The sequence below is a fragment of the Sphingobium chlorophenolicum genome (assembly GCF_000722875.1).
Taxonomy (GTDB): domain Bacteria; phylum Pseudomonadota; class Alphaproteobacteria; order Sphingomonadales; family Sphingomonadaceae; genus Sphingobium; species Sphingobium chlorophenolicum.
In genome coordinates this window covers 44,712-67,658 of sequence record NZ_JFHR01000002.1, presented here as the reverse complement: position 1 = coordinate 67,658, position 22,947 = coordinate 44,712, and the positions used below count along the sequence as shown (strand labels likewise).

Below are 22,947 nucleotides of genomic sequence, written 5' to 3'. Positions count from 1 at the left end.
AAGGAGAGGCGCATGACGGCAAGCCAGTTGCAGCCCGAAAATCCCAGCCCTTCGGTCCAGAACGTCAACGCCGGACAGGCCCTGTCGCAGGCGCAGACCCAGTTCTTCATCCCCGCCACGGCGTCCCTGCATGAGCGGCGCCCCCGGACGCTGAAACATGGGGACAGCTTCGCCGTGTTCGACCATAGCGGCGACGCCATCGCCGGACCGGGCAGTCCGGAGGGGCTGTATCACCGCGACACCCGGCACCTTTCCCATCTTTACCTCACCATCAACAACACGCGGCCCATCCTGCTAAGTTCCGGGCTGCGCGACGACAATGCGATGCTGACCTGCGACCTTACCAATCCCGACTTCACGGGAGGGGACGACCGGGTGTCGGTGGAACATGACCTGATCCACCTGCGCCGCACCCGCTTCCTGTGGGAAGGGGCCGTGCATGAGCGGATCACCATCCGCAATTTCGATACGGACATCCGCACGATCACCGTGAATATCGGCTTCGCCGCCGATTTCGCCGACCTGTTCGAGATACGCGGCATGACCCGGCTGCGCCGCGGCGCGATGCGGGAGCCTGTGGTGGGCGCGGACAGGGTGCTGCTGGGCTATGACGGGCGGGACGCCAGGCGGCGGGAAACGCTGCTGCGCTTCGACCCCGTCCCCCAGTCCCTGACCGAGAGCCAGGCCCGTTTCGAAGTGACGGTGCCGCCGGGCGAACGGCGCACCATCTACCTGCTGATATGCTGCCAGCCCAGCGAACAGCCCACGGGCGAACTGTCCAAGCATTTCCTGAAGACCCTTCGGGAATCGATGCAGGCTCTGAAGCTGGCACGGTCGCGCGGGGCGACAGTGCGATCCTCCAACTCACTGTTCAATGAAGTTGCGCGGCGGTCCGTGGCGGACATCACCATGTTGTCGACCGACACCGAATATGGCCCCTATCCCTATGCGGGCATTCCCTGGTTCAGCACGGTGTTCGGGCGCGACGCGATCATCACCGCGCTGGAGACGCTCTGGCTGGACCCGGCGATCAGCCGGGGCGTTCTGGGCTATCTTGCCGCGCATCAGGCGACAGAGTTCAACGCCGCCGCCGATGCAGAGCCGGGCAAGATCCTGCACGAAGTGCGCCATGGCGAAATGGCGGAACTGGGCGAAGTGCCGTTCCGCCATTATTATGGCAGCATCGATTCCACGCCCCTGTTCGTGATGCTGGCGGGGGCCTATCTGGAGCGGACAGGGGACAGCGCCTTCATCGCCTCCATCCTGGCCCACGTCCGGGCGGCGCTGACATGGATAGACGAACATGGCGACCGCGACGGCGACGGCTTCGTCGAATATGGACGGCTAACCGATCAGGGATTGGTCAATCAGGGCTGGAAGGACAGTCATGACTCCGTCTTCCACGCCGACGGCGGCATAGCGCGGGGGCCAATCGCGCTGGCGGAGGTGCAAGCTTATGTCTACGGCGCCTGGCGGGCGGCAGAGGCGATCTTCGTCACGCTGGGCGATCCGGACAAGGCTCTGCACTTTCACGCCCGCGCCGACGATCTGCGGGAACGGTTCGACGCCGCCTTTTTCGACGCCGGGATCGGCACCTATGTGCTGGCGCTGGACGGGGAGAAACGGCCCTGCCGCGTCCGCTCGTCCAATGCGGGGCATGTGCTGTTCACCGGACTCGCGAAGGAAGAGCGGGCCGACATGGTGGTGCGCACGCTGATGGCCCCGGCCTCCTTTTCCGGATGGGGCGTTCGGACCGTGGCCTCGACCGAGGCGCGTTACAATCCGATGAGCTATCATAACGGGTCCATCTGGCCGCACGACAATGCGCTGATCGCGGCTGGCTTCTCCCGCTACGGCTATCGGGCGCAGGCGGCGCAGATATTCGAAGGGCTGTTCGCGGCGGCGACCTATGTCGACCTGATGCGCCTGCCGGAACTTTTCTGCGGCTTCCCCCGGCGGCGGGCGCAGGGGCCGACCTTCTATCCCGTCGCTTGCAGCCCGCAGGCATGGTCGGCCGCCGCGCCGCTGTCGCTGATCCAGTCGAGCCTGGGCCTGGGCTTCGATGTCCGCGGCGCCGAGATTTCGTTGCAGGAACCCACCCTGCCCCGTTTCATAGACCAGCTCACCCTCTATGGACTAAGGGTGGGGGACGCTTCGGTCGACATCGCCTTCGACCGGATGGGCGACAAGGTGGTGGTGAAACCGCTCGACCGGAAGGGCCGGGCGCGAGTCGTGACCATTGCCTGAAAACTGGCGCTTGGCATTGCGGTAAATAGGCTTACATCCCGGCCCATTGGGCTGAAAGGATGGAACGAGCATGGCAGGAACCGCGCTGATTACCGGAGCGACCGCAGGAATCGGCGCGGCGGCGGCCCGGCGTTTCACGGCGGCGGGATGGAAGGTGATCGTCACCGGACGCCGCGCCGAACGGCTGGATGCGCTGGTGTCGGAACTGGGCGCGGACAAGGTGCATGCGGTCAGCTTCGACATGCGCAACGAAGCGGCCATCGACGCGGCGCTGGCCGCCCTGCCCACCGATTTTGCCGATATCGACCTGCTGATCAACAATGCCGGGCTGGCGCTGGGCACCGCGCCCGCGCAACAGGCCGATCTGGACCAATGGCGTCAGATGATCGACACCAACATCACTGGGCTGGTCACGATCACCCAGAAGCTGCTGCCCCGCCTGATCGAGCGGAAGGGCGCGATCATCAACCTGAGTTCGGTCGCGGCGACCTACCCCTACGCGGGCGGCAACGTCTATGGCGGGACCAAGGCGTTCGTCAGCCAATTCTCGCTGGGCCTGAGGTCGGACCTGCACGGCACGGGCGTCCGCGTGACGTCGATCGAGCCGGGCATGGTCGAAACCGAATTCACGCTGGTCCGCACCGGCAGCCAGACGGCTTCCGACGCGCTTTACAATGCCGCCAATCCGATGACGGCGGAGGACATTGCGGAAACCCTGTTCTGGGTCGCCACGCAGCCCGCGCATCTCAACCTCAACCGCATCGAGTTGATGCCGGTCAGCCAGTCCTTCGCGGGGTTTCAGGTCGCTCGCGAAGCCTAATTTCCCGCGCATGAAAAAAGGGGCTGCGGCGCCCGCCGCAGCCCCTTTTCTCTTTTCCGATGATCAGAATTTGATGCTGGCTTCCACGCCGTAGGTGCGCGGCGCGTTGAAGTTGCCGTAATCGCCCAGCACGTTGGCGATGCTGCCCTGCGTCACGTTGCTCGTCGGAGCGCCCGGCAGGCTGTTCGACGGGTCGCGACGGAACACATATTGCTCGTTGAACAGGTTGCGGCCCCAGAGGCTGAGGGTCAGGCTGTGACCATTGCCCGTGCCGATGTCCGCCAGCGAGATGCGGCCATTGAAGATCAGCGAACTGTCATTCTTCGTGGCGAACTGGTCGAAGGCCTGGGTGGCCTGCGAATAATTGCCGTCGAAGTGGAACTTCAGCTTCGTGTCGCCGCCGCCGATCGGCAGGGCATAGTCGATCGACCCGCTCGCGGCGTTGCGCGGCGTGAACACGATGTAGAAGTTCTGATAGACGTCCGTGCGGCGACCCGCAGAGTCCGTGGCGGTGATCAGCACCGGCGGTATCTTCGTATAGGTGTAGGCATAGCTGGCGTTCAGCGTCAGCCCGTCGATCGGCTCGACGGTCAGGTCAGCCTCGATGCCGCGGATCTTGGTGATGCCGGGCGCGTTGATCGTGACCAGATTGTTGAAGCTGCTGCTTCCCACGAACTGGATAGAGCTGATGTCGACCTGGCTGTTCTTGCGGTCCATGATGTAACCGGCCAGGTTGAAGCGGGCACGATTGTTCCAGAAGTCCGACTTCAGACCGACTTCATACGACTTCACGTCTTCAGGATTGAAGGCCTGATAGTTGGACGTGCGCGAGCTGGCGCCGCCTGCGCGATAGCCGGTCGCATATTTGGCGTAGACATGAACGTCGTTGCTGACGTCATAGGCGACGGTCGCCATCGGGTTGAAGCGGTTCCACTTGGCGTCCAGCGGCTTGTAGCCGACGCTGGGAGCGGGCGGCGTCGTGTCATAGTTGACGTTGCGCGAATAGTGCAGGACGCCCTTCTTATCGTCATGCGTGTAGCGGCCGCCCACGGTGATGTGCAGCGCATCGGTGGCGTTCCAGGTAATCTGGCCATAGGCGGCGTAGCTCTTCGACCAGACTTCAGAAGCGCGGTCGATCGAGCAGCCGTTGACCGCCGAGCCGACGAAGGCCGGGGTGGACGCGGTGCAGAAGGGGACGGTGACATAGTTGAAACCTGTGATCGCGCCCGCCGAGTTGCGGACGGCGACCGCGCCCATCGAACTGGGGGTCGCGGCATCGTCACTGACATGTTCGTTGAAGTAGAAGCCGCCCAAGACATAGTCGATGCTGCCCACGGTGCCGACGGCCTGCAATTCCTGGCTGAACTGGCGCTGGCGCAGATCGGCAAGGCTGTAGCGGCTGAAGGTGCAGGGCGAGGCAGTAGTGCAACCGGCGGCGGTGCTCCCGATAGACGGGCTCACCAGCGGCGGACGGTGCGCGCCGCCGCTATTGTCCCACTGGGTCGCGTCGACGCCGCGCCATGCGGTGATGGAGCGCAGCTCGATCTCCGGCGAGACTTCCCACTTCAGCGTGTTGGTGAAGCCGTGAGTCTTGTCGACGCTGACCTGCTGCGGCACGCCGATGTCGGCGACGCCCATGCGCGTGTCGCCGTTGACGACGACGCCGGGCAGCAGCGGCTTGACCGGGCCGCCGGTCAGATCGGTATAGTTGGTACCCGGCAGCTTGCAGTTCGGCTGCGAAGCCTGCGTGCCGTTGACGCAATGATTGGGGTCGAAGTTCAGCAACTGGCTGTAGAAGGGCGTATTTTCGTCCTTCGCCACATCATAGGCGAAGTCGTTGGTGATGGTGCTGGTCGGCTGCCAGCGCACGGCGGCGCGGCCGCCCTTGCGGTTATAATAATTCCAGCCGGCCTGGCCCGCCATCGGGTTTCGGGTGGTGGCGTCCTGATGCTGGATCACGCCGTCCAGCTTGATCGAGAAGCCAGCAATGGAGGGCAGGTTGATATGGGCGTTGGCGGTGCGGCCGCCATAATTGCCCGCGCCCGCTTCGACGCGGCCGCCCCATTCGCCGGTCGGCGCCTTGCTGACGATGCTGAGCGCGCCACCTTCGGTGTTGCGGCCGAACAGCGTGCCCTGCGGGCCCTTCAGCACTTCGACGCGCTCGATGTCGAACAGCGCGGCGTTCAGGCCGTGCTGGCGGCCCATATAGACGCCGTCGACATAGATGCCGACGCCCTGTTCGCGGGCAGGCTGGTTGGCGTCGAGCGGCACGATGCCGCGAATGCCGATGGTGAGGGCCGACTGGCGCGCTTCGAAGGTAGCGATGCGCAGCGACGGGACGGCGCCGTCCGCAAGGTCGTACAGGCTGGCGACGTGGCGATCCTTGAGCGCCTCGGTGCTCATCACCGCCATGGAGATCGGCGTTTCCTGCAGGTTGGTTTCACGCTTGGTCGCGGTGACGACGATGGTGCCCAGACCGGCATCTTCGGCGGCGGCGGTCGTGTCGACAGGCTGCTGATCGGCCGCGGCGCTGGCCAGCGCGGGCGCGGAAACCGACGCCAGCAGCATGCAGCACAGCAAGGAGGCGGAAGAACGAATCATGCGTATAACCCCTTTTCAAATCCATCAAGTGGACGTTTGCGGGGCCGCCATTAGGTTGCGATCAAAACAGTTTTGTTACAGTGATTGTAATAAAAACGTCATATTCTTCGATGAATTCATTTCTCAATGTAAATATCGTTGATTATTTCACTCACAATCCAATTATTCATGCTCTTCGGATGATGGACGAAATAATCGAGACAAAATATTTTTTCTCGAAAAATATATCAGTCCGCCGTTTCGAAGCCTGGCAGGAGGGCGATGGCGGAATTGCGGAAGCGCGGGTCGTTCGTCACCTCACCTCCGACCCAATCGGGCAGGTCGAACCGCTCGTCGACGGAATGCATCTCCACTTCCGCCAATATCAGGCCTTCGACGGCCCCGGCGAAGACATCCACTTCCCAGATCTTGCCGTCATAGGGAACGCGGTAGCGGGTCTTGCCGACCACCCTGTCGGCGCAGAGCCGATCCAGCATTTCCGCCGCGTCCGCCGCTGGAATCGCATATTCGAACTCGTCCCTGACCAAGCCCGTGCGCCCGCTCTTTACGGTGAGCCAAGCTTCGTCGCCCGACAGGCGGACGCGAACGCTGGCATCGCCGTCATGCGCGACATAGCCCTGGCGCAGAATCCGCCCGGCGTCCGCCCCGGCCCGCCATCCGTCGCTAATGACCAGGAACTTCCGTTCGATCTCGACTGCCATGAACGCTCCGGCAAAGGATCGCCAGCGGCCGGCGAACCAACCTAGATTAGCGCATGTCGGATGCGGGCGGGAGTCGCTTCTCACACCGCCATGGACCGGGCCGACGGGCCGCTTGTCGATTGCGCGCGACTCCCCCTACATTCCGATGCGGAAGATGCAGCCAGATCAATGGAGAAAGCCGATGCGCGTAATGGTGCTGGTGAAGGCCACCGTGGACAGCGAACAGGGTTTCGTGCCCACGCCCGAAACGATGGAAGCGATGCAGGCGATGGGCCGGTTTAACGATGAACTGGAGAAGGCGGGCATATTGATCGCCGCCGACGGCCTGACGCCTTCGTCGCGTGGCAAGCGAGTCGTTTTCGACGGCGTGGACCGGACGGTCATCGACGGCCCCTTCGCCCAGACAAGCGAACTGGTGGCGGGCTTCTGGCTCTGGGAAGTCAGGGACATGGATGAGGCGGTCGCATGGGTGAAGCGCTGCCCCAATCCCATGCCAGGACCGAGCGAGATCGAAATCAGGCCGCTATACGACATGGCCGATCTGTCCTGAGTCCCCAAAGGTCAGCGATCACTCGACAGCCGGTCGCCGATGGGTCAAAGGCGCGACCATGGTAGCCGCCCTTGCCTCCCTTCTCTTCGTCCTCATCTGGTCGACCGGCTTCGTCGTCGCCCGCGCCATGGTGCCGCATGCCGCGCCGGACCTGATCCTGGCGGTGCGGCTGACGCTGACGACGCTGCTGCTGAGCGGGGCCGCGCTCCATGTTCGGCAGGCCCTGCCCCGTGGGCGGCGGCTGGCATTGCATCTGACGGCTGGGGCGATGCTGCACGGCGTCTATCTGACGCTCAGTTGGTGGGCGGTGAACAACGGCATGCCCGCGGGGATCATGTCGCTGCTGGGATCGCTGCAACCGCTGATGGTAGCGGTTGCCAGCGTCGCCTTTCTGGGGGACAGGCTGCCGCCGCGCAGTTGGGGCGGGCTGGCGATTGCGATCGTCGGGGTCGGCTGCGTGCTGCTTCCGGCAATCGAGCGGTCGGGCGCGGGATCGATCACCATCTGGCCAGCGGTCGCGGGAATCATGGCCATGCTGGGCATGGCGGGCGGCACATTGATCCAGCGCGGCGCGATCGCTGGAGACGGCATCGCGATTTCGGGCGCGGTGCAGAATGCGGGCGGCGCGCTGATCGCCATCGTGGCGGCATTGTCCGTCGGGGATTATCGCTGGGACGGCGCGCCCATCCTCTGGATTGGCCTTGGCTGGTCGGTGTTGGGGCTGTCAGCGGGCGGCCTGTCCTTGCTGGTGTGGCTGGTGCGGCATCAGGGACCGACGCGCATGTCGATGCTGTTGCTGCTGGTGCCGCCGCTCGCCGCGATAGAGGCGTGGCTGCTGTTCGGGGAGCGGCTGGGACCAGTGCAGCTTGTCGGCTTCGCGCTGGCGCTGGGCGGGGTGATGCTGGGCCGGTCGACGCGGCCAGCGCGCGGGCAGGATATCGCCGAACCGGCCTAACGTTCAGCCTTCCCGCAACCTTTCATGGTGCCGGATCACTTCATCGATGATGAAGCGCAGGAATTTCTCGGTGAAATCGGGGTCCAGATTGGCGTCGGTCGCCAACTGACGCAGGCGCGTGATCTGGCGCTCCTCCCGACCCGGATCGGCGGGGGGCAGATCGTGGGTCGCCTTATGCTCCCCCACCGCCTGGGTGATCTTGAACCGCTCGGCCAGCATGAAGACCAGCGCCGCGTCGATATTGTCGATGCTCTCGCGATAGCGCTTCAAAGTCTCGTCCACTATGTCCTCCGATCAATTGGGAGGCTTTTTGCCGCTTCCGCTCGCGCGCGCAAGCTATTCCCGCTTGCCTTTAGCATTTCCCGCCGCCACATGGCGCTTGTCATGACAGCATCCGCCACCGGCAATGTCCATCCCATCGGCCGCGCCAGCAGCGCGCCTTCGCTCGCCCCCATGATGGCGCTGGTCGCCGAGGGCATGAATCAGGTGAACGCCGTCATCCTGGACCGGATGCAGTCGCGCATTCCGCTGATCCCCGAACTGGCGGGCCATCTAATCGCGGGCGGCGGTAAGCGGATGCGGCCGATGCTGACCCTCGCCTGCGCCGATCTGGTTGGCTATGCAGGATCGCGCCACTACAAGCTGGCCGCCGCGGTCGAGTTCATCCACACCGCGACCCTGCTGCACGACGATGTGGTCGACGGATCGGGCCTGCGCCGGGGCCGCAAGACCGCCAACATCATCTGGGGCAACAGCGCCAGTGTGCTGGTGGGCGATTTTCTCTTCTCCCGCTCCTTCGAACTGATGGTCGAGGCGGAGTCGCTGAAGGTGTTGAAGATCCTCTCCAACGCATCGGCTGTGATCGCGGAGGGCGAAGTCAACCAGCTTACCGCCCAGCGCAAGATCGACACCAGCGAAGAGCAATATCTGGACATTATCGGCGCGAAGACGGCGGCCCTGTTTGCCGCCGCCTGCCGCATTTCCGCCGTCGTGGCCGACCGCGACGAGGCGGAGGAGCAGGCGCTGGACGTGTATGGCCGGAACCTCGGCATCGCCTTCCAGCTCATCGACGACGCCATCGACTATGAGTCGGACGGCGCGACCATGGGCAAGGATGCGGGCGACGATTTCCGCGACGGCAAGGTGACGTTGCCGGTCATTCTGGCCTATGCGCGGGGTTCGGACGAGGAACGCGTCTTCTGGAAGGCCGCAATCGCGGGCAACCGCGTGAGCGACGAGGATCTGGCGCATGCGACCGGCCTGTTGCGCAAGACGGGGGCCATCGCGGATACGCTGGCGCGGGCGCGCCATTATGGCCAGCGGGCCATCGACGCGCTCGGCATGTTCGACAATGGCAAGGCCAAGGCGGCGTTGACCGAAGCGGTCGAGTTCGCCATTGCGCGGGCCTATTGAGGGATAGCGCAAGCCGTTCGTTTAGATTCCGTGTTCCTGCGAAGGCAGGAACACGGTGCTTTCATTCATTCTGCCGAGACCGCTGATCACCCATGATCCCCTCCCCTGAAACCATCGCCTTTCTGATGGCCGCCGCGCTGGTCGCGGGGTGCATCGATGCGATGGCGGGCGGAGGAGGATTGATCGCGCTGCCCGCCCTAATGGCCGCCGGGATTCCGCCCGTGGCAGCGGTCGCGACCAACAAGCTGCAAAGCTCGCTGGGCACGTTTGGCGCATGCGTCGCCTATGCGCGGGCGGGGCATATGGATTTGAAAACCTATCGCTGGCCTATATTCGCGGCGTTCGCAGGATCGGTCGGCGGGGCGTGGCTGGTGCAGAGGGTCGACCCGTCGATATTGGCCGGACTGATGCCCGCGTTGCTGATCGCGCTTGCCGCCTATTTCACCTTCTCGCCCAAGGTCGGCGAAATGAACCGGCACCAGCGGGTCGGCATGCTGTTTCTGAGCCTGCTGATCGGCATCATCGGCTTTTACGACGGCTTTTTCGGGCCGGGCGCGGGGGCTTTCTACACCACCATCTTCATTGCTCTGGGCGGCCTTGGCCTCGTGCGCGCCACGGCGCAGACGAAGGCCGCCAATTTCGCCAGCAACCTCGCCGGACTGCTCACCATGATCGTGGGCGGCCATGTCATCTGGATCGTCGGGCTGGCCATGGCGGTGGGCAGCATCACCGGCGGGCAGATCGGTTCGCGGTTGGCCATGCGCTTCGGCAGCCGGTTGATCCGGCCGCTGCTGATCATCCTATCGCTGGCGCTGACCGCCAAGATGCTGCTGGACCCCAAAAACCCGATCCATAGCCTGCTCTTCGGCTGAATCATTGCGTTGAGGCGCGAATGGCGCGAGAGGAGGCGGCGATGACCGCCCTCCCCATCCATGCCGTAATGCCTGATCTGCTCGCCGCCTTGCGCGAGGGGAGCAATGCCGTGCTGGTGGCCCCGCCGGGCGCGGGCAAGACGACCGCCGTCGGACCCGCCCTGCTGGACCAGCCCTGGTGCACGGGCCAGGTGCTGCTGCTCTCCCCCCGGCGGCTGGCGGCGCGGGCGGCGGCGGAGCGGATCGCCGAACTGATGGGCGAAAATGTCGGCGGCACGGTCGGCTACGCGACCCGGATGGATTCGAAGGTCTCGAAGGCCACGCGATTGCTCGTGCTGACCGAGGGTATTTTCGTACGGCGGATTCAGGACGATCAGGAGCTTTCGGGCGTCTCCGCCATCCTGTTCGACGAAGTGCATGAGCGCAGTCTGGACAGCGATTTCGGCCTGGCCCTGGCCCTCGATGCGCAGGGCGCGCTGCGGCCCGACCTGCGCCTCCTGCCCATGTCCGCGACGCTGGATGGCGCGCGCTTCGCGGCCTTGCTCGATGGCGCGCCCGTCGTGGAGAGCGAAGGCCGCATCCAGCCGCTGGACCTGCGCCATGTCGGACGCGCATCGGAAAAGCGGATCGAGGATGAGATGGCGGCGACCATCCGCCGGGCGCTGAGCGAAGAGGCGGAGGGCGATCTTCTCGCCTTCCTGCCCGGCGTGGCGGAGATCGAGCGGACGGCGGAACGGCTGGAGGGCGCGGGGGTGGAGGTGCACAAGCTGCACGGATCGCTCGACCCGGCAGCGCAACGGGCCGCGATCCGACCTTCGCGGGAGGGACGGCGGAAGGTCATCCTCGCCACCTCCATCGCGGAAACCAGCCTGACCATCGACGGCGTGCGGATCGTGGTGGATAGCGGGCTGGCGCGGCGTCCACGCTATGACCGGGCGGCGGGCGTGACGCGGCTCGTGACGGAACGCGCCAGTCAGGCGGCTGCGACCCAGCGGGCTGGCCGTGCGGCGCGGCAGCGGCCCGGCGTCGCTTATCGCCTGTGGGAAGCGGCGGCGACGGCGGGAATGCCACCCTTCGATCCGCCCCAGATATTGGAGAGCGACCTCTCCAGCCTGATCCTCGACTGCGCGCTGTGGGGGGTGAACGATCCGGCGGACCTACGCTGGCTGGACGCGCCTCCTGCCGCCGCAGTAGCCGAGGCGCGCAAAAGACTGACGGTACTGGAGGCGCTGGACGCGGACGGACGCATCACCACGCATGGCAAGGCGCTGGCGAAGCTACCGCTGGAACCGCGCATCGGCCATATGCTGGTGCGGGCTGGAGAGATGGGGCTGGCCGACATCGCGGCGGAGGTCGCCGTGTTGCTGGGCGAGCGGGGCATTGGCGGACAGGATAACGACCTGTCGCAGCGGCGGATACGCTGGCGGCGGGAAAGCGGGAAACGCGTCGACGCGGCGCGATCCATGGCGAAGCGCTGGGCGAAGCTCATCCCTCCCCCACCCACCCCTCGAACAGAGGCACGTGACTCTGTTCGACCCTCCCTGGAAGGGAGGGGAGATAATAGTGTCGGCCTATGCCTCGCACTCGCCTTCCCCGACCGCGTCTCCAAACGCCGCTCCGCCGACGGCGCGGACTGGGCGAGCGTCGGCGGGCGCGGTTTCCGGCTCGATCCGCTCAGCCCTCTGGCGCGGGAGGAATGGCTGGCGGTAGGAGAAGTACAAGGCAGCGCCGCTGGCGCCCGCATTCTCTCCGCCGCGCCGATCAGCGAGGCGGAGGTGATCGCCCTGTTCGGCGCTCGCATCGCGGAGCATCGCACCGTGCGCTTCCGCGCCGCCAATGGCGGGATCGAGGCGTTGCGGGAGCGACGGCTGGGCGCGGTCAGGCTGTCCTCCGGTTCCGACGACCGCCCCGATCCGGCGGCGGTCGTCACCGCCCTGACCGAAGGCGTGCGGCAAGGCGGGCTGGACCTGCTCTCCTGGTCGGAAACGGCGCGCTCCCTGCGGATGCGAGCGGACTTCGCCGGGGTGGAGGCGCTGTCCGATGCCGCGCTCATGGAAAAGCTGGACGAATGGCTGCCACCACTCCTGCAAGGAAAGCGCCGCCTTTCCGAGATCGACCGGTCGCAGCTTTCCGGGATTCTCGAAGGGCTGATCGGCTGGGACGGGAAGCAACAGATCGACCGTCTCGCCCCGCCCGATTTCCGTTCGCCCGCGGGCAGCAATCATGAAATCGACTATGCCGCCGAGGGTGGCCCCCGCGTCGAACTGCGCGTGCAGGCGCTGTTCGGCCTGGCCGAGCATCCGGTGGTCGGCAGCCAGCGCATACCGCTGGTCCTCTCCCTCACCTCGCCCGCAGGCCGCCCGATCCAGACGACACGCGATCTCCCCGGCTTCTGGGCGGGTAGCTGGAGCGCGGTCGCCAAGGAAATGCGCGGGCGCTATCCCAGACATCCCTGGCCCGACGATCCGGCAGCGGCCAGCGCCACTTTGCGCACGAAACGCGCCGACGCTCGTGGCAAGCCTTGACTTCCGCTCGCCCGCTGGTGCAACGCTGCGCCAAATTCCCTCAGGAGTCTTTATCGCGATGAGCGCGCGCATCTATCAGATCCAGAAGAACGCCCTGCAATCCGGCAAGGCGCTGACCCGTAAATGGGTGCTGGAATATGCGCCCGCCGAAGCGAAGAAGCCCGATCCGCTGACCGGTTGGGCCGGTTCCGGCGACATGAAGCAGCAGATCAAGCTGAACTTCTCTTCTGAGGAAGCCGCCCGCGCGTATGCGGAGCGGGAAGGCATCGCCTATACGGTGATCCCGACGGCGCCGAAGACGCTGAAGATCCAGGCCTACGCGGACAATTTCCGATAATCTGCCGGGACATTCGTCCCCCTCAATCCTCCGTCATACTCAACGCCACCCCAGCCCCAAATCCACCACCAGGGCGATAAAACTCGCCACCACGCCGGTCAGGAACAACCGGTACGCATGGCCCAGCCAGCGATATTTCCGCCGCTGGAGCACCTGCCCATTCTGGTACATGTCCCGCAACATCGCCCGGCACAGCGCATCGTCATCCAAAACCAGCGCCATCATCCGATCGCTGAACTCCGCCTCGCTCAGGCTGGTGAAGATGCCGAAGAACAGCAGATTATCGCCCGCTCCCACCTCCCCGCGCGACCGGCTGACACTTGGCAACACCGCCATGATCGCGCAGGTCGCGGCCAGGAACACGCCCACCGCCAGCACCGCCACCGGCCACACCAGCGCGCCCGACCGCAACTGCGCCACGCACAGGGTGAAGATCACCATCGACGCGCCGATCAGCATGTTCGCCTTCTGATCGGCCATCTGGCTCAATTGCATATTGGTCTGCACCGCCGTGCGCAGCAGGTGGATCGCATTGGGCACAGGAACATTCGTCGCGTCCATCTTTTCCCCCTCCCCCTTTTTCGCGACAGTCATGCCCGATTGCCGCCTTATTCCCTTGCCAAAGAACGACGCTTGAGGGCAAAAGCCGCTCTTTCACGGAAAGCACCACGGATAATGACGGATCGCCAGCCAATTTTCGACAGCGTTTTGAGCCAGATCGCCCCCTTCAACAAAAAGGGCGTCGAACTGACCGAGGCCACCAGCTTCGCGGGCGATCTGGAATGGGACAGCCTGACCGTGATGGACTTCGTCGCCGCGATTGAAGACGAATTCGACATCATCATCACCATGAACATGCAGGCCGAGATTGAAACCATCGGCCAACTCGTGGACGCCGTGGCGAAGCTTAAGGGCTGAGCCGCCTGAAAATTCAACCGCCGTTCGGGCTGAGCGAAGTCGAAGCCCTTTGCTGAGCCAAGGCGAAGCGTGGAGCCTCGGCTCCGCTCGGCAAGAAGCTTCGACTTCGCTCAGCCCGAACGGTTTTGGGACTATTGAGACAATGACCGACGCCACGCAGACCCGCGACCTTTTCTCCAAATTCGACCCCCTGATCGCCGAGCGCGAGGCGCTGCTGGCGACCGGCGTGCGCGATCCCTTCGCCATCGTCATGGACGAGGTGAAGTCCCCGACCCAGGCGGTGATCAAGGGCAAGGACACGATCCTGCTCGGCACCTATAATTATATGGGCATGACCTTCGATCCGGACGTGGTCGCGGCGGGCAAGAAGGCGCTGGACGATTTCGGCGCGGGCACCACCGGCAGCCGCGTACTGAACGGCACTTATCAGGGCCATAAGGAAGTCGAAGAAGCGCTGAAGGATTTTTACGGCATGTCCGGCGCGATGGTCTTCTCCACCGGCTATCAGGCCAATCTGGGCATGATTTCCACCTTGGCAGGCAAGGGCGATTATGTCGTTCTGGACGCCGACAGCCATGCCTCCATCTATGACGGCTGCTTCCTGGGCGATGCGGAGATCGTGCGTTTCCGCCACAACAGCGTGGAGGATCTGGACAAACGCCTGGGCCGCCTGCCCGCCGACGCGCTGAAGCTGGTGGTGCTGGAGGGCGTCTATTCGATGCTGGGCGACGTCGCGCCGCTGCCGGACATGGTGGCCGCCGTGCGCAAGCATGCCAATTGCATGATCCTGGTGGACGAGGCCCATGGCATGGGCTTTTTCGGCCCCAATGGCCGGGGCGTCTATGAAGAGCAAGGCGTGGAAAAGGATGTCGATTTCGTCGTCGGCACCTTCTCCAAATCGGTCGGCACGGTGGGCGGCTTCTGCGTGTCCAACCATCCCAAGTTCGAGGTGCTGCGCCTCGTCTGCCGTCCCTATGTCTTCACCGCGTCGCTGCCGCCCAGCGTCGTCGCCACCGCCGCGACCTCGATCCGCAAGCTGATGCATGCGGGCGAAAAACGCGCCCATCTGTGGAAGAACAGCCAGCGGCTGCACAAGGGGCTGACCGACCTCGGCTTCAAGCTGGGCACGGAAACGCCGCAATCCGCGATCATCGCCGTCATCCTGACCGATCAGGCCCAGGCGGTGGCGATGTGGCAGGCGCTGCTGGAACTGGGCCTCTACGTCAACATGGCGCGTCCCCCGGCGACGCCTGCGGGCACCTTCCTGCTGCGCTGCTCCCTTTGCGCCGAACATAGCGACGAACAGGTGGAGCAGATTATCGCCATGTTCGAGGCGGCGGGCAAGGCGACCGGCGCGATCGGGTGATCGCGGCCTTTCGTCGCCTGCACGGCAGGACGGGCTTTTAACGCGACGGAATCCGGCGCAAAATCGGAACCTTCCCCCTGCGGCATTTCTCGCTTAATGTTGTTCATCTAGTGTAACTGTCGATGGCGGACGGGTTTTTCATGGATGAGCATGCGACCGGGTGGCGAGCGATCATAGCGCGCTTCCTGCCGCTGGTGCTCGTCATCCTGCTGATCGGATCGCTCGGCACGCTGCTGTACAGCGCCAGCCACGCCGCGCGCGACCATGAGCGCGCGCTGAAGGAACAACGCCGCAGTTTCGAGGTGATCGCCCTCGCCCGCGCATTCGAGGCGAAGACGGCGCGGGCGGAGGTGACGCTGGCCCGCTATGTCATCAGCCTGGACCCTGATACCGGCCGCCTGTTTCAGGATCAGTGGCGCACCGCCGCCAGCCAGCTCAAGACGCTGAGCTACACTACCCGCCATTCCGACTGGCAGCGCGGCAATGTAATGGCGCTACAGGCGGCGTTCGACCAGCGGGGCAAGACGCTGAGCGAGATCGGGCTGCGCACCACCTACGACCAGAAGATGGGCGCGCTTGCCCAGTTCCATCAGGCGGGCAAGTCCCGCGACCTGATGCGCATCACCGCCCTGCTGGACCAGGTCATCCAGGCGGAAAATGCCCGGTTGCAGGAACGCAGCCAGGCCGTGTCGCTGGCCGGGGACCGCAATGCATGGTTCGGCAAGACATCGCAGCTTTTCGGCCTGGTGCTGCTGGTCTGCGTGCTGTTCGCGCTCTGGTTTGCCAACGCCGCCTATAGCGAGCGGCGCAACGCCCGCCGCCAGGCGGAGGATGAGGCTGAACGCGCCGACCGGCTGGAAACGGCGGTCGCGGAACGGACGGTCGAACTGTCCGACGCCTATGAACAGCTCAAGAAGGAAACCGCCGAACGCGCCGCCGCCGAGGAAAATCTGCGCCAGATGCAGAAGATGTACGCCGTGGGCCAGCTTACCGGCGGCATCGCTCATGATTTCAACAACATGCTGGCGGTGGTGGTCGGCGGGCTGGAACTGGCCAAGCGCAAGCTGCGCCTGAAACCGCAGGAGGCGACCCGCCATCTCGACAATGCGATGGAGGGCGCCAATCGCGCCGCCGCCCTCACCCGCCGCCTGCTGGCCTTCGCCCGGTCGGAGCCTTTATTGCCCAACGCCGTCGATCCCGACGCGCTGGTGGCGGGTCTTTCCGATCTGATCGACCGCTCCATCGGCGACCAGATCACCATGGCCTTCGAAAAGGAAGCGCAGGGCTGGCGCATCTTCGTCGACCAGCATCAGATGGAAAATGCGATATTGAACCTGTGCGTCAATGCGCGGGATGCGATGGACGGGCGCGGCCGCCTGCTCATCAGGACGGGTCAGACGCAGCTCGCGCCGAATGAGATCGGGGAATGCACGGGCGGCGAGTATGTGACGCTGAGCGTCATCGACAATGGCTGCGGCATGACGCCGGAAATCCTGTCCCGCGTGTTCGAACCCTTTTTCACGACCAAGCCGGTCGGCAAGGGGACCGGGTTGGGCCTCAGCCAGATTTTCGGCTTCGTGCATCAGAGCGAGGGCGAAATCCGCATCGAATCCGAACCCGGCCAGGGCACGAGCGTACACATCTACCTCCCCCGCCATATCAGCGCGGAAGGGACGGATACGGCCGATGCGCGCGCGCCCGACCGGGAACCGGTGCTGCATCCGCCGACGCGCATATTGGTGGTGGAGGACGATCCCCGCGTCCTGAATCAGACGATGGCGGCGCTGGCGGAACTGGGCCATTTGCCGGTCGCCTGCGACCATCCGTCCAAGGCGGCGAAGCTGCTCGCCAGCCATCGCGACATCGGCCTGATCATGAGCGACGTGCTGATGCCGGACATGACCGGTCCGGAAATGGTCCGCACCCTGCCTGCGATCTACGCCCATCTGCCGGTGCTGTTCGTCACCGGCTATGCGGGCGACATCGCCGAAAGCGCGGATTTCGGCGGGCATGAAGTGCTGCGCAAGCCCTATACGCTTACCGGCCTTGCCCAGGCGCTTTCCAATGCGCTCAACGGATCGCACCACCCCGGAACAGCCGCGGCAGCAGAGTGAGCGCGCCGATCAGCGGCCAGCGGCGCTGCCATGGCTTGATCTCGATAGCCGTGCCCGCGTGGCGGTTGATCTTCCAAGCCAGATAATCGATGCCCCCTACATAGGTGAAGCTGGCCTTGGCGAGGCGGATGACGGAAAGCCATTTGCCCCGTCTTTGCAGCCGCCGCCAGCGGGTCGTCGCGTCCTCTGACGCGGGCGACGGCGGCAGCCCCTGCGCCAGCGCGGCCTCCCCGAAGCGGCGATAGCGGTCGGGATCGGCATCGACGATGGAAAGCGACCGGCCCTTCCGCTCGGCGCGCAATTCCGCGCCATAGGTCAGCGTGAAGCCGGTCCGCCAGAGCGAGAGCGCATCCTGCTCCCCGGCCATCGGGCGGGCGAGCGACAACAGGGTCGGGGCGGCGATGGCGACGGCGGCGATGGCGCGCTGGCGGGCCAGGTCGTCCGCCGCCCAGAGCAGCCGCGCCGGTTGGGCAAAGCGCGCCCAGACCGAGACATTATCGGCGGCGGGGCTGTTCAGCCGGGCGAAATCCGCCTCCGACAGCACGGCATATTTGGCGATCAGGCCGTTATGTTCGAAGGGGAAAACATTGGGCGGGATCAGCCGGTTGGCGGTCGCCAGCCAGCGCTTCCCATAAGCGGCGCGATAGTCCGACACGATCAGGTAGAAATCCAGCATCAGCCCGTCGAGATTCTTCTCCCGCAGGCAGGAGCCGTAAAAGAGCACGGCCCGCGAAGCCGCAGGATATCGGGCGGCCAGCGCGCCCGCCATGGCGGCGGCGCGGGGATCGGCGGGCGCGGAGAGTTCGGCGGCGACGAGCGAGAGGAGGCTTTGGGGCATTCATTCCGTTCAGCGCACGCCGTGCCCCCGCGGAGGCGGGAGCGCAGTTCCGGCGTCCGGTCTGGCGTCCTGCCTTCGCAGGAGCGCGGATGACTTTCAAGCCCGCCGTCCGAATATCCGGGGACGGTTTGCTCGCGGGACGGCGGGACGAACGCCATTGCATCCAGATCCGACCGAAACCCGGTCCGCGCGCCCCAGCGTTTCGCTTGCGCAATGTCTTGATATATGCCCTTATTCTTCCATCAGGGGAGTGATTTATGACCGACAGCCAGAATGCCGAAATGAGAACCCATGACCGCCGGAACGCCTTGGCGGCGATTGCCGCCATCGCCACTGGGGTCGGTCTGGCGTCGGAAGCATCCGGCCAGATCGTCAAACGCACGGATTTGGGAGGGATCGACCCTTTCGACCCCACCAATTTCGTGCCGATCGAGCCGATTCAGGTTCCCAAGGTGAAGATATTCGACGGAACGACCGAAGCGGAGGTCTATTGGGCATCGCTGGCCGAAAAGAAAAGGCGCGCCCTGCTGTCGAATCAGGATGCGAAGGTCACTGTCGAAAAAGTGAATGACGGCGGCGGCCTGACATTCCTGACGGGCGCGCTGACCGGCGAAAAGGGCCGCTATCGCGTCACTGTCGACTATATGCGGTTCATGCAGGACAGCATCATGATGGACGGGAAACCAGCCGGCCGGGCGAAGGTCGGCGTGGGGCTGCGCGTGATCGCGAACATCAACACGAAAAAAGCCGGACTGAATTTGAACGGGCTGTTCCCGATAGGCTTCAACGCTTCGACCGATACGCTTTCGGGAGATTTGGAGATCAAGACGATTGGATTGAATTCAGATCAAATCTCGAAACTGATCACGACTCCATCGGAATTGAACCAGACGTCGATCACCAAGGCGCTTGAGGCGATGGGAGCCGTTCGCGTCCTGGTGGATGCCGAAACCACGGAGAGCGTCCCTCATATATTGGCGGTCAGCCGGAATGTGAGGAATACGCCCGATCTGCTCAAATCCCTCGGTTGAGCCTGGCCGAGTTGCCCGCCGTCCGATCAGGACAGGCGGGGACGGTAAATCAGCATGAGATTGTTGGCCGGCATTTCCACCCGCCGGTCTCGCGCAAGGCCGAATGCGTCGCCGACCCGATCGAGGTCGGCGACGTTGCGAAGTCCCCATTCGGAGTTACGCTCCTTCAACGACCGATCGAACGCCCTATTGGTGGGAGCCGTTGCGACGTCGACTTCCAGGAACGGGCCATAGATTATCAGCGGAGCGCCAGGGGACAGCAGCTTCGCGCACCCTCTGAACAGCCCGGCGGTGGCGGCCCATTCGCTGATGTGGACCATGTTGATGCACAGGACCGCGTCAGCCGCTTCCACCGGCCAATCGATGGCTGCATTGAGCCGGATGGGTGGGCGCACATTGGGAAGGCCCGCTTCCTCCCGCCAGGCATCGATGGACGCCAGCGCCGCCGGATCGGGATCGGTCGGTTGCCAGTCCAGCGCGGGCAATGCAGCGGCGAAATGGACTATATGCTCTCCGCTGCCGCTCGCCACCTCCAGCACAAGGCCGGAGGATGGCAGTTCCTCGCGAAGGACAGCCAATATGGCGTCGCGGTTGCGTCCGGTTGCGGGAGCGTATCGCTTGCCCGCAGCGACGGAGCCGGAACCGGGTTCCCACGGCTCCGGCCCGCCCGTCATTCGGCGGCTTCCGCCAGTTCCGGCTCCGTCCAGGTCAGGACCGGCTTGCGGGCGGCCAGCGTCTCGTCCAGGCGGCGGCGGGGCGCGAAATAGGGCGCCCCCTTCAACGCCTCGTCGCCCGCCTTGGCGCGTTCCGCGAGGCTGCGCAGCGCCAGGATGAACTGGTCAAGCGCGGCCTTGCTTTCCGTCTCGGTCGGTTCGACCAGCATCGCGCCGTGGACGACCAGCGGGAAATACATGGTCATCGGGTGGAAGCCCTCGTCGATCAGCCCCTTGGCGATGTCGAGCGTGGTGAAGCCTTCGGCCAGCCCCTTGTCGCTGAACAGCGCCTCATGCATGCAGGGGCCGCTGCCGCCGAAGGGGGCGTCCAGCACATCGTCCAGGCTGCGCAGGATGTAATTGGCGTTCAGAACGGCGTCCGTGGCGACCTGCCGCAAACCATCCGCGCCGTGGCTGAGGATATAGGTCAATGCGCGGGTGAACATGCCCATCTGGCCATGGAAGGCGACCATGCGGCCGAAGGTCTGGCCATGATGGTCTTCCGCCGTCTCCTCCTCGACCAGCACGAACTTGTCGCCCTGCTTTTCCACGAAGGGCAGCGGCGCGAAGGGCGCCAGCGCCTCCGACAGCACCACGGGGCCGGAGCCGGGCCCACCGCCGCCATGGGGCGTCGAGAAGGTCTTGTGCAGGTTGATGTGCATCGCGTCGACGCCCAGATCGCCGGGGCGGACCCGGCCGACAATGGCGTTGAAGTTCGCACCGTCACAATAGACGAAGGCTCCGGCGGCGTGCACCGCGTCGGAAATCGTCTTCATGTCCCGCTCGAACAGGCCGCAGGTGTTGGGGTTGGTGATCATCACCGCCGCAACATCGGGGCCTAGGCGGGCCTTGAGCGCCTCCAGATCCACCCGGCCATCCGGGGTCGCCGGAATATCCTCCACCTTATAGCCGCAGAAGGCAGCAGTCGCGGGATTGGTGCCGTGCGCACTTTCAGGGACCAGAATGACGCTGCGCGCATCGCCGCGTGCCTCCAGGGCGGCGCGGATCGCCAGCAGGCCGCAAAGCTCACCATGCGCACCAGCCTTGGGGCTCATCGCAACCGAATGCATGCCGGTCAGCGTCACCAGCCAAGCGGCCAGTTCATGGATCACCGCCAGCGCGCCCTGGACAGTGGATTGGGGCGCAAGCGGGTGCAGATCGGCGAAACCGGGCATCCGCGCCACCTTCTCATTCAGGCGCGGATTATGCTTCATCGTGCAGGAACCGAGCGGGAAAAGGCCCAGGTCGATGGCGTAATTCTGGCGGCTGAGGCGCGTATAATGGCGCACCGTCTCCTGCTCCGACAGGCCGGGCAGGCCGATGCCGTCGGTGCGGGCGAGGTTGCCGAGGCGACTGACGACTTTCGGCGCTTCGGCGAAATCGACGCCGGTTGTCTCAGTCGAGCCGATCTCGAAGATCAGCGCCTCCTCCAGCATCAGGGCGCGATTGCCCGTGGCGGTCGCGGGAGTCGTATCGGCTTCGTTGAGGGCTTGCGGCGCGGTGGGGCGGCCTTCCTTCAGCATGGTCATGCCAGTTCCTCCTCAAGCGCCTTGGCAAAGGCTTCGATATCCTCCGCGGTCACGGTTTCAGTGACGGCCACGACCAGCCCGTTGCCGATCTCCGGCGCGTCCGGGAACAGGCGGCCGAGTGAAACGCCGCCCAATAGGCCCTTGTCCGCCAGATTGCGGACAACTTCGCGGGCATCCTTCGACAGGATCAGCGTGAATTCGTTGAAGAAGCTGTCGTTGAGCAGCGTGACGCCCGGCACCTTCGCCAGACGGTCGGCCGCCTGAACGGTCAGTCCATGGTTGAGCACCGCCAGTTCCCGCAATCCCTTTTCGCCCAACAGGGTCATATGGATGCTGAACGCCAGCGCGCAGAGACCAGAATTGGTGCAGATGTTGGACGTCGCCTTTTCGCGGCGGATATGCTGCTCGCGGGTCGAAAGCGTCAGCACGAAGCCGCGCTTGCCCGCCGCGTCCACCGTCTCGCCGCAGAGGCGGCCCGGCATCTGGCGGACATATTTCTGCTTGCATGCGAAGAGGCCAAGATAAGGCCCGCCAAATTGCAGGCCGACGCCGATGGACTGGCCTTCACCGACGACGATGTCCGCGCCCATATGACCCGGCGCCTTGATCGCGCCCAGCGCCACAGGCTCCGTCACGACCGCGACCAGCAGCGCGCCCGCTGCATGGGCGGCGTCGGCCAGCGGGGTCAGGTCGGCGATGCGGCCGAGAATGTCCGGATATTGGACGACGACGCAGCTCGTATCCTTGTCGATCCCGGCGATCAGCGCGTCGATGTCGGTGACGGCTTCCAGCGTCGGGGCTTCATGCACCAGCACGTCGCCGGTGAACTTCGCCATGGTGTTGGCGACCGAGACATAATGGGGGTGCAGGCCGGACGAGAGGATCGCCTTGCCGCGCTTGGTGATGCGCCGGGCCATGCCGATGGCCTCCCAGCAGGCGGTCGACCCGTCATACATGGAGGCGTTGGCGACGTCGCAGCCGAGCAGGCGCGCCACCTGCGTCTGGAATTCGAACAGCACCTGCAACGTGCCCTGCGCGATTTCCGGCTGATAGGGGGTGTAGGCGGTCAGGAACTCGCCGCGCTGGATCAGATGATCGACGCTGGCGGGAACATGATGCCTGTACGCGCCCGCCCCCAGGAAGAAGGGAGCCTCCCCCGCCGACAGATTTTTCCGCGCAAGGGCCGCCATATGGCGCTCGACCGCCAGTTCGCTGGCATGATCGGGCAGGCCCGCAATCTTGCCGGGAAGCCGGGCTTCGGCGGGAACGTCCACGAACAGGTCGTCGACCGACGACGCACCGATAACGGACAGCATGTCCTGCCGGTCAGTGTCGGTAAGGGGTAAGTAGCGCATTTTCCAAAACTCCCCCCTCCCTTTCAAGGGAGGGGTTGGGGGTGGGTGGCGAGCGAAGCGAG

The 22,947-nt window shown here is 64.8% G+C and carries 20 protein-coding genes; 12 read left to right on the top strand and 8 right to left on the bottom strand.

What is annotated here, in order from left to right; genetic code table 11:
* Positions 1–12 precede the first annotated feature (12 nt).
* The gene (locus BV95_RS01935) at positions 13–2,247 is read left to right on the top strand and encodes an amylo-alpha-1,6-glucosidase (RefSeq protein ID WP_037446677.1); all 2,235 of its coding nucleotides are present in this window, start codon (positions 13–15) and stop codon (positions 2,245–2,247) included.
* A gap of 70 nt (positions 2,248–2,317) precedes the next feature.
* Positions 2,318–3,067 (top strand): SDR family NAD(P)-dependent oxidoreductase, encoded by a 750-nt coding sequence (locus BV95_RS01930; protein WP_037446676.1) that lies wholly within the window; start codon positions 2,318–2,320, stop codon positions 3,065–3,067.
* A gap of 63 nt (positions 3,068–3,130) precedes the next feature.
* On the opposite strand, the gene BV95_RS01925 is transcribed toward BV95_RS01930, so the two are convergent.
* Both BV95_RS01925 and BV95_RS01920 read right to left on the bottom strand, forming a co-directional pair.
* The gene (locus BV95_RS01925) at positions 3,131–5,668 is read right to left on the bottom strand and encodes a TonB-dependent receptor (protein ID WP_037446674.1); all 2,538 of its coding nucleotides are present in this window, start codon (positions 5,666–5,668) and stop codon (positions 3,131–3,133) included.
* A gap of 227 nt (positions 5,669–5,895) precedes the next feature.
* Positions 5,896–6,369 carry a CYTH domain-containing protein gene (locus BV95_RS01920; RefSeq protein WP_037446672.1) on the bottom strand — a complete coding sequence of 158 codons (474 nt, stop codon included), beginning with the start codon at positions 6,367–6,369 and terminating at the stop codon, positions 5,896–5,898.
* A gap of 181 nt (positions 6,370–6,550) precedes the next feature.
* Here BV95_RS01920 and BV95_RS01915 point away from each other — a divergent pair, with 181 nt between their 5' ends.
* Positions 6,551–6,919 (top strand): YciI family protein, encoded by a 369-nt coding sequence (locus BV95_RS01915; protein ID WP_037446670.1) that lies wholly within the window; start codon positions 6,551–6,553, stop codon positions 6,917–6,919.
* 58 nt (positions 6,920–6,977) lie between these two features.
* Entirely contained in the window at positions 6,978–7,874 is an 897-nt protein-coding gene (locus BV95_RS01910) for a DMT family transporter (protein WP_037446668.1), read from the top strand.
* Positions 7,875–7,877: 3 nt separating this feature from the next.
* On the opposite strand, the gene BV95_RS01905 is transcribed toward BV95_RS01910, so the two are convergent.
* Positions 7,878–8,156: a chorismate mutase gene (locus tag BV95_RS01905; RefSeq protein WP_013847349.1), complete on the bottom strand. Its 279-nt coding sequence runs from the start codon at positions 8,154–8,156 to the stop codon at positions 7,878–7,880.
* A 102-nt stretch (positions 8,157–8,258) separates the two neighbouring features.
* Between BV95_RS01905 and BV95_RS01900 the strand changes: the two genes are divergently transcribed.
* The 4 genes from BV95_RS01900 (at position 8,259) to BV95_RS01885 (ending at position 13,021) form a co-directional block, all read left to right on the top strand.
* Entirely contained in the window at positions 8,259–9,287 is a 1,029-nt protein-coding gene (locus tag BV95_RS01900; protein ID WP_037446999.1) for a polyprenyl synthetase family protein, read from the top strand.
* Between the two features lie 92 nt (positions 9,288–9,379).
* Positions 9,380–10,159 carry a TSUP family transporter gene (locus tag BV95_RS01895; protein ID WP_037446666.1) on the top strand — a complete coding sequence of 260 codons (780 nt, stop codon included), beginning with the start codon at positions 9,380–9,382 and terminating at the stop codon, positions 10,157–10,159.
* A 41-nt stretch (positions 10,160–10,200) separates the two neighbouring features.
* A complete protein-coding gene (gene hrpB / locus BV95_RS01890; protein WP_037446996.1) occupies positions 10,201–12,684 on the top strand; it encodes an ATP-dependent helicase HrpB in 2,484 nt (827 codons plus the stop codon).
* A gap of 58 nt (positions 12,685–12,742) precedes the next feature.
* Positions 12,743–13,021 carry an ETC complex I subunit gene (locus BV95_RS01885; RefSeq protein ID WP_037446665.1) on the top strand — a complete coding sequence of 93 codons (279 nt, stop codon included), beginning with the start codon at positions 12,743–12,745 and terminating at the stop codon, positions 13,019–13,021.
* A gap of 39 nt (positions 13,022–13,060) precedes the next feature.
* On the opposite strand, the gene BV95_RS01880 is transcribed toward BV95_RS01885, so the two are convergent.
* Positions 13,061–13,615 (bottom strand): Pycsar system effector family protein, encoded by a 555-nt coding sequence (locus tag BV95_RS01880; protein WP_037446663.1) that lies wholly within the window; start codon positions 13,613–13,615, stop codon positions 13,061–13,063.
* Positions 13,616–13,696: 81 nt separating this feature from the next.
* On the opposite strand from BV95_RS01880, the gene BV95_RS01875 reads away from it, so the two are divergent.
* From BV95_RS01875 to BV95_RS01865, 3 genes are all read left to right on the top strand, one after another.
* Complete coding sequence (locus BV95_RS01875) at positions 13,697–13,939, top strand: acyl carrier protein (protein ID WP_013847355.1); 243 nt, start codon at positions 13,697–13,699, stop codon at positions 13,937–13,939.
* Between the two features lie 142 nt (positions 13,940–14,081).
* Positions 14,082–15,305, top strand: a complete 1,224-nt coding sequence (gene spt / locus BV95_RS01870) for a serine palmitoyltransferase (protein WP_037446659.1) — start codon at positions 14,082–14,084, stop codon at positions 15,303–15,305.
* 122 nt (positions 15,306–15,427) lie between these two features.
* Positions 15,428–17,419: an ATP-binding protein gene (locus tag BV95_RS01865; RefSeq protein ID WP_037446657.1), complete on the top strand. Its 1,992-nt coding sequence runs from the start codon at positions 15,428–15,430 to the stop codon at positions 17,417–17,419.
* Here BV95_RS01865 and BV95_RS01860 read toward each other — a convergent pair.
* Positions 17,376–18,257 (bottom strand): hypothetical protein, encoded by an 882-nt coding sequence (locus BV95_RS01860; RefSeq protein WP_037446656.1) that lies wholly within the window; start codon positions 18,255–18,257, stop codon positions 17,376–17,378. The two genes, BV95_RS01865 and BV95_RS01860, sit on opposite strands and share 44 nt — an antisense overlap.
* Before the next feature lie 257 nt (positions 18,258–18,514).
* On the opposite strand from BV95_RS01860, the gene BV95_RS01855 reads away from it, so the two are divergent.
* Positions 18,515–19,288, top strand: a complete 774-nt coding sequence (locus BV95_RS01855; RefSeq protein ID WP_037446655.1) for a hypothetical protein — start codon at positions 18,515–18,517, stop codon at positions 19,286–19,288.
* 26 nt (positions 19,289–19,314) lie between these two features.
* On the opposite strand, the gene BV95_RS01850 is transcribed toward BV95_RS01855, so the two are convergent.
* From BV95_RS01850 to gcvPA, 3 genes are read right to left on the bottom strand one after another with little or no spacing between them, the layout of a single operon-like run.
* Complete coding sequence (locus BV95_RS01850; protein ID WP_037446653.1) at positions 19,315–19,962, bottom strand: DUF938 domain-containing protein; 648 nt, start codon at positions 19,960–19,962, stop codon at positions 19,315–19,317.
* A complete protein-coding gene (gene gcvPB, locus BV95_RS01845) occupies positions 19,959–21,530 on the bottom strand; it encodes an aminomethyl-transferring glycine dehydrogenase subunit GcvPB (RefSeq protein WP_037446651.1) in 1,572 nt (523 codons plus the stop codon). Before gcvPB ends, BV95_RS01850 begins: the two co-directional genes overlap by 4 nt.
* Positions 21,527–22,885, bottom strand: a complete 1,359-nt coding sequence (gene gcvPA / locus BV95_RS01840; RefSeq protein ID WP_037446650.1) for an aminomethyl-transferring glycine dehydrogenase subunit GcvPA — start codon at positions 22,883–22,885, stop codon at positions 21,527–21,529. The genes gcvPB and gcvPA overlap by 4 nt, the downstream gene beginning before the upstream one ends.
* Positions 22,886–22,947 lie beyond the last annotated feature (62 nt).

Coding starts and splice junctions, on each gene's coding strand:
- BV95_RS01935 (WP_037446677.1), top strand. CDS start 13: ATGACGGCAAGCCAGTTGCAGCCCGAAAATCCCAGCCCTTCGGTCCAG.
- BV95_RS01930 (WP_037446676.1), top strand. CDS start 2,318: ATGGCAGGAACCGCGCTGATTACCGGAGCGACCGCAGGAATCGGCGCG.
- BV95_RS01925 (WP_037446674.1), bottom strand. CDS start 5,668: ATGATTCGTTCTTCCGCCTCCTTGCTGTGCTGCATGCTGCTGGCGTCG.
- BV95_RS01920 (WP_037446672.1), bottom strand. CDS start 6,369: ATGGCAGTCGAGATCGAACGGAAGTTCCTGGTCATTAGCGACGGATGG.
- BV95_RS01915 (WP_037446670.1), top strand. CDS start 6,551: ATGCGCGTAATGGTGCTGGTGAAGGCCACCGTGGACAGCGAACAGGGT.
- BV95_RS01910 (WP_037446668.1), top strand. CDS start 6,978: ATGGTAGCCGCCCTTGCCTCCCTTCTCTTCGTCCTCATCTGGTCGACC.
- BV95_RS01900 (WP_037446999.1), top strand. CDS start 8,259: ATGACAGCATCCGCCACCGGCAATGTCCATCCCATCGGCCGCGCCAGC.
- BV95_RS01895 (WP_037446666.1), top strand. CDS start 9,380: ATGATCCCCTCCCCTGAAACCATCGCCTTTCTGATGGCCGCCGCGCTG.
- hrpB (WP_037446996.1), top strand. CDS start 10,201: ATGACCGCCCTCCCCATCCATGCCGTAATGCCTGATCTGCTCGCCGCC.
- BV95_RS01885 (WP_037446665.1), top strand. CDS start 12,743: ATGAGCGCGCGCATCTATCAGATCCAGAAGAACGCCCTGCAATCCGGC.
- BV95_RS01880 (WP_037446663.1), bottom strand. CDS start 13,615: ATGACTGTCGCGAAAAAGGGGGAGGGGGAAAAGATGGACGCGACGAAT.
- BV95_RS01875 (WP_013847355.1), top strand. CDS start 13,697: ATGACGGATCGCCAGCCAATTTTCGACAGCGTTTTGAGCCAGATCGCC.
- spt (WP_037446659.1), top strand. CDS start 14,082: ATGACCGACGCCACGCAGACCCGCGACCTTTTCTCCAAATTCGACCCC.
- BV95_RS01865 (WP_037446657.1), top strand. CDS start 15,428: ATGGCGGACGGGTTTTTCATGGATGAGCATGCGACCGGGTGGCGAGCG.
- BV95_RS01860 (WP_037446656.1), bottom strand. CDS start 18,257: ATGCCCCAAAGCCTCCTCTCGCTCGTCGCCGCCGAACTCTCCGCGCCC.
- BV95_RS01855 (WP_037446655.1), top strand. CDS start 18,515: ATGACCGACAGCCAGAATGCCGAAATGAGAACCCATGACCGCCGGAAC.
- BV95_RS01850 (WP_037446653.1), bottom strand. CDS start 19,962: ATGACGGGCGGGCCGGAGCCGTGGGAACCCGGTTCCGGCTCCGTCGCT.
- gcvPB (WP_037446651.1), bottom strand. CDS start 21,530: ATGACCATGCTGAAGGAAGGCCGCCCCACCGCGCCGCAAGCCCTCAAC.
- gcvPA (WP_037446650.1), bottom strand. CDS start 22,885: ATGCGCTACTTACCCCTTACCGACACTGACCGGCAGGACATGCTGTCC.